Here is a 4,198-nt window from a genome sequence, read left to right as displayed (position 1 = left end):
TATTTGTGCAATTGAATTGCATATAATTTGTATTTTGTAAACTTTATATCTTTATATTATTTAATTTTATTTTTTTATATATCTTTTATATATAGTTATATTTTCAATTGTGCACACAAGAAAGACATGCTATGATTGCCACATGGAAGAAATGAATCAACGGCAATTGGCACTACTCAAAATCATTACACAGCGAAAGTTTTGTACAATCAGCGATTTGGCTGACCGTCTCAAACTCAGCAGAGAGACAATCCGCAAGGAACTTGTCCCTTTGCAAAATGCAGGCATCTTGATTCGCGAGCGAGGAAAGATTCGTTTTTACGATACTCGGCAAAACGCTGCCTTGCTCGAATCATCGGGGGTTCTCTCCAAGAACCAGCGTCAAGAACGAATTCTCCAGTTGCTCACTGATGATAAGGAAATCCGCATATCCACTCTTGCAAACAAACTCAAGGTTTCTGTTCTTACCATACGAAATGATCTATCCGCTCTGGAACTCAAAGGCAAAGTATTGAGAAAGCATGGAAGCGCCATCCTTTTCGAGCCTTCCATCAACCAGGGTTCATCCAGTGATTTTACTGAGTTCTCACCACGAGCCAACATTCTTGTAAAACATTCGATCATGCACATCAAGCCTGAAGACACTATTTTTCTGGATGGAGGGGAAGTCTCGCGATGCATCGCATCTTCCCTGCCTCCATTAACGAATCTCTCAATTTGGACGAATAACCTAATGATTCTTGAGGTACTGAGGAAAAACAGGTATGCCTATCCGATACAGGTCACTGGTTCAGCCTTTAGTATGGAAAAACAGAGGTTTTCCCTCTCCAGCCATCAAGGTCTTCCCAATTCACTGATAATCGACAAGGCTTTCATTTGCTGCAATTCGTATGCGGGAAACACCTTTTTTCTCTCAGATGATGAAGACGCCTCTACGATAGAAGCAGTGTGCGAATGCGCTGCAAAAATCTATTTGATTTTGGATTCTCACTTTCTCGACATCCAAGGCAAACTGGCTTTTCCTTACAAGCGCTATATAAGCAAAATCCAAGAGGTTCTCATCGATGACGGCATAGGAAGCTTTCGCGCAAACACCCTCTTCTCCCGGCAGGATCCTCTGATTATCTGCGGTCCAGGCTATACGTATAGGAATGTGCGCAAACACCAGCATCGTATCGGGTTTTTGGTCAATAAGGACCGTAATTACTTTGTCCAAGCCGTACACAACAGCTTATTGGAGGCAACATCAACCTGCAAATCCGTTTCTTTGGTTATCCGGGAGTGTGATGGTGATTATACCTCCGCTGTACAGGCACTGAACTTGCTCCTTCAGGAGAACATAGATTTGGTAATCGATTACAGCCTTTGTATGGAGTCACTGATGTACATTGGTGAAAAATGTCTCGCCCATGACATTCGGCTCATTTCCGTGGACTACATGGCACCGGGAAGCATCTACTTTGGGGCGGACAACGCAAGCGCAGGACGGATTGCCGGCGAGCATGCTTCGCTGTACATCAACGAGCACTGGAACAGCAGTGTGGACCATCTGCTGGTTCTGGGAAAGTATGGATATGAACCCATTACCAAATTGCGAATATCCAGTGCATTGGAGCATCTGCAAAAGAGTGTTTCCCGACTGCCGGATACTATTCACACCATTGAATGGGGACACCCGGAAGTAAATCCAACTCAGGAATTGGTCAGGTTGCTCAAACAGACCCCCAAGGATGAGCCCATGCTCATCCTCGCATTCAATCTACGGCACCTTCTGGCATCCTACGACTTGATCCTGCAATACCGGGAAAGCAATAACACGATTATTGTGGGACACAATTATACAAAGCAGATTGAAGAACTGATGAAAATCGGCAATTCCCCAATTCTTGGGTGTGTTCACTACAATCCAGAAGCGTACGGGCAAAACATCATGGACTTGGCTCTTCGACTGCTGGAAGGAGGAACGGTGCAACAGCGCAACTACACAAATCTTACCTGGATAGCAAGAAAAAGTAATTCCAAATAGGTTGGGTTCCATCTTTTCCCCAAGTCATATGTTCGAGTATTGTTGTACAAATTACTGCAATTGGCGGCATGCATGACTTCATTGCTACGTAGATTTGGTATAAGCTAGCAACGGGGGAAATTTTATATGCCGAGGGGAGCATTTATAGCACTGGTCATTGTCGCCGGCCTGGTCATTCTGGTCGTTGTAGGAAAAACCCTATTCAAGCGTGTTGAACAGAATTTGGAAGGACTCAAAGACCTTTCGATCGCCACACCCCCTCTTTCCTCGATAGAGGATGGAACCTATGAGGGAAGTTATGCAACGTTTCCGGTCAAAGCAAAGGTTGCAGCAACCGTCAAGGAAGGAACCATTGCAAACATCCAGCTCTTGGAGCATAGAAGCGGCCAGGGTCAGCCGGCTGAAGCGATTCTAGCCACTGTCTTGACCGGGCAGAAACTGGACGTCGACACCATCAGCGGTGCGACGTACAGCAGCATCATCATCCTCAAAGCCATCGAGGATGCTTTGAGAAAGGCGCAATGAGTATGAATTGGATACGAAAAACTCTCTTCACTCTTCATTTGATTGTCGGAATCGGAGCCTTGGCCGGCGGGTATGGTTGTCTCGCAGACATCTACAACCCTCTCGGCGCCCCCCTCACGCTCTTGGAGAACTCCCCTTTTACCTCGTATTTCATCCCGGGGCTGTTTTTGTTCGGGGTCATTGGCTTAGGAAATATCGTATGCAGCATACTGGTATGGCGATACTCCATCGTCGGCATGATCAGCAGCCTCGCCCTCGGGCTTGCACTCAGCGCATGGATTGTCATCCAATGTGTCATCCTGCAAGGCATAGAGGCACTGCACATCATATTCTTGGTGATCGGATTGGTGCAAACCGGCCTCTCCTTATGGAAGCTGATCCAAAGCGGCGACCTTGCCTATCTGCTGGGTGAGTTGATCAATTAGCTTGCCGATGAAGCACCCGCTTTGCTATAGTGAGTGCATGAAAGCAACAAAGACAAGCATCCTACTCTTTTTCATCATCATCGCTGCCTGTATCGCAGTCTCGCTTGTACAGACAGCCGGCAATGCAGCTCCCCTGCTCAAGGTTGGAATCATTACCGCCTGCTCCATCGTTGTCAGCTTTTTCTTCTCATTGCTCACCGGTGATTACTCGTGGACCGACCGGCTTTGGAGCACCCTCCCGGTAGCCCTTGCTTGGGTGTATGCATTTTCTGCCGGTCTGAATGCTCCTTCCATCACTGCATCACTTCTCATCACGCTCTGGGGTGCAAGGCTTACATTCAACTTCGCACGCCGCGGCGGCTATACCGGCGAGGAGGACTACCGCTGGGCGATCCTGAGACAGAGAATCGACAATCCTGTGCTTTGGACGATCTTCAACCTGCTCTTCATCGCCATGTACCAGCAGCTGCTCTTCATCGCTTTCACCAGCCCTTTGTTGCTGCTTGTTGAACCTGCCCGACTTGCATTCACCCCGCTTTCATTCGCATCCATAGTCTTGTTCGCCCTTTGTCTTGGCATCGAGACCCTTGCAGACCAGCAGCAATACACCTTCCAACAGGCCAAGCATCACCTGCTTCCACGACTTGAAAAGCATGAAGATGACTATGAACGTGGTTTCAGAACCTCCGGCTTGTTCAGATTCAGCCGCCATCCCAACTACTTCGGCGAGGCGGTGATGTGGTGGGGGCTTTTCCTCATCGTGCTGCCCACGCCGTATGGACTGTGGACGGCCCTGTGCCCCGCCCTGATGACCTTCTTCCTGCTCCGGGTGTCGGGCGTGACCCTGCTGGAGCAGGACCTGCTGTCGCGCCGCCCCGGCTACCGCGAGTACGTCGCCCGCACGAGCGCGTTCATGCCGTGGCCGCCCGGGCGGAGAGAGAGTGAGGAGATAGGAGATAGGAGNNCCATCCCAACTACTTCGGCGAGCTTGGGGTGTGGTACTCGATCTACCTGTTCTGTGTATCGTTCTCCACTTCACTTTTGCATTACACCCTTGCAGGACCAATCCTCCTGACCTTGCTGTTCATCGGATCGACCAAGTTCACCGAGAGCATTACCAAGAGCAAATATCCGGCATACCAAGCGTATCAGAAGTCGGTCCCCCCGATTCTTCCCAAATTCTGGTGAATCCAGAAGGAGGATGTGCATGAATCGCTCCCTG

5 protein-coding genes are annotated in these 4,198 nt (G+C 48.9%); all 5 read left to right on the top strand.

The genetic code is table 11. From position 1 onward, the window contains the following. The first annotated feature begins 142 nt into the window (after positions 1 to 142). The 5 genes from B3K89_RS01300 (at position 143) to B3K89_RS01280 (ending at position 4,164) form a co-directional block, all read left to right on the top strand. Positions 143 to 2,026: a DeoR family transcriptional regulator gene (locus B3K89_RS01300; RefSeq protein ID WP_293892064.1), complete on the top strand. Its 1,884-nt coding sequence runs from the start codon at positions 143 to 145 to the stop codon at positions 2,024 to 2,026. A gap of 126 nt (positions 2,027 to 2,152) precedes the next feature. Continuing rightward, positions 2,153 to 2,551: an FMN-binding protein gene (locus tag B3K89_RS01295; RefSeq protein ID WP_293892067.1), complete on the top strand. Its 399-nt coding sequence runs from the start codon at positions 2,153 to 2,155 to the stop codon at positions 2,549 to 2,551. 2 nt (positions 2,552 to 2,553) lie between these two features. Beyond that, entirely contained in the window at positions 2,554 to 2,976 is a 423-nt protein-coding gene (locus B3K89_RS01290; protein WP_345906952.1) for a hypothetical protein, read from the top strand. Between the two features lie 7 nt (positions 2,977 to 2,983). Beyond that, positions 2,984 to 4,051, top strand: coding sequence for a DUF1295 domain-containing protein (locus B3K89_RS01285; RefSeq protein ID WP_422663658.1), 1,068 nt, complete (start codon positions 2,984 to 2,986; stop codon positions 4,049 to 4,051). Further along, positions 3,970 to 4,164, top strand: a complete 195-nt coding sequence (locus tag B3K89_RS01280; RefSeq protein ID WP_345906950.1) for a DUF1295 domain-containing protein — start codon at positions 3,970 to 3,972, stop codon at positions 4,162 to 4,164. Before B3K89_RS01285 ends, B3K89_RS01280 begins: the two co-directional genes overlap by 82 nt. Positions 4,165 to 4,198: the final 34 nt, after the last annotated feature.

Origin of the sequence: Sphaerochaeta sp. UBA5849, from assembly GCA_002432715.1 — a bacterium.
GTDB lineage: Bacteria > Spirochaetota > Spirochaetia > Sphaerochaetales > Sphaerochaetaceae > Sphaerochaeta.
The sequence above is the reverse complement of the archived record's forward strand: the minus strand, read 5'-3'. Positions and strand labels throughout refer to the sequence as shown.

Coding starts and splice junctions, on each gene's coding strand:
- B3K89_RS01300 (WP_293892064.1), top strand. CDS start 143: ATGGAAGAAATGAATCAACGGCAATTGGCACTACTCAAAATCATTACA.
- B3K89_RS01295 (WP_293892067.1), top strand. CDS start 2,153: ATGCCGAGGGGAGCATTTATAGCACTGGTCATTGTCGCCGGCCTGGTC.
- B3K89_RS01290 (WP_345906952.1), top strand. CDS start 2,554: ATGAATTGGATACGAAAAACTCTCTTCACTCTTCATTTGATTGTCGGA.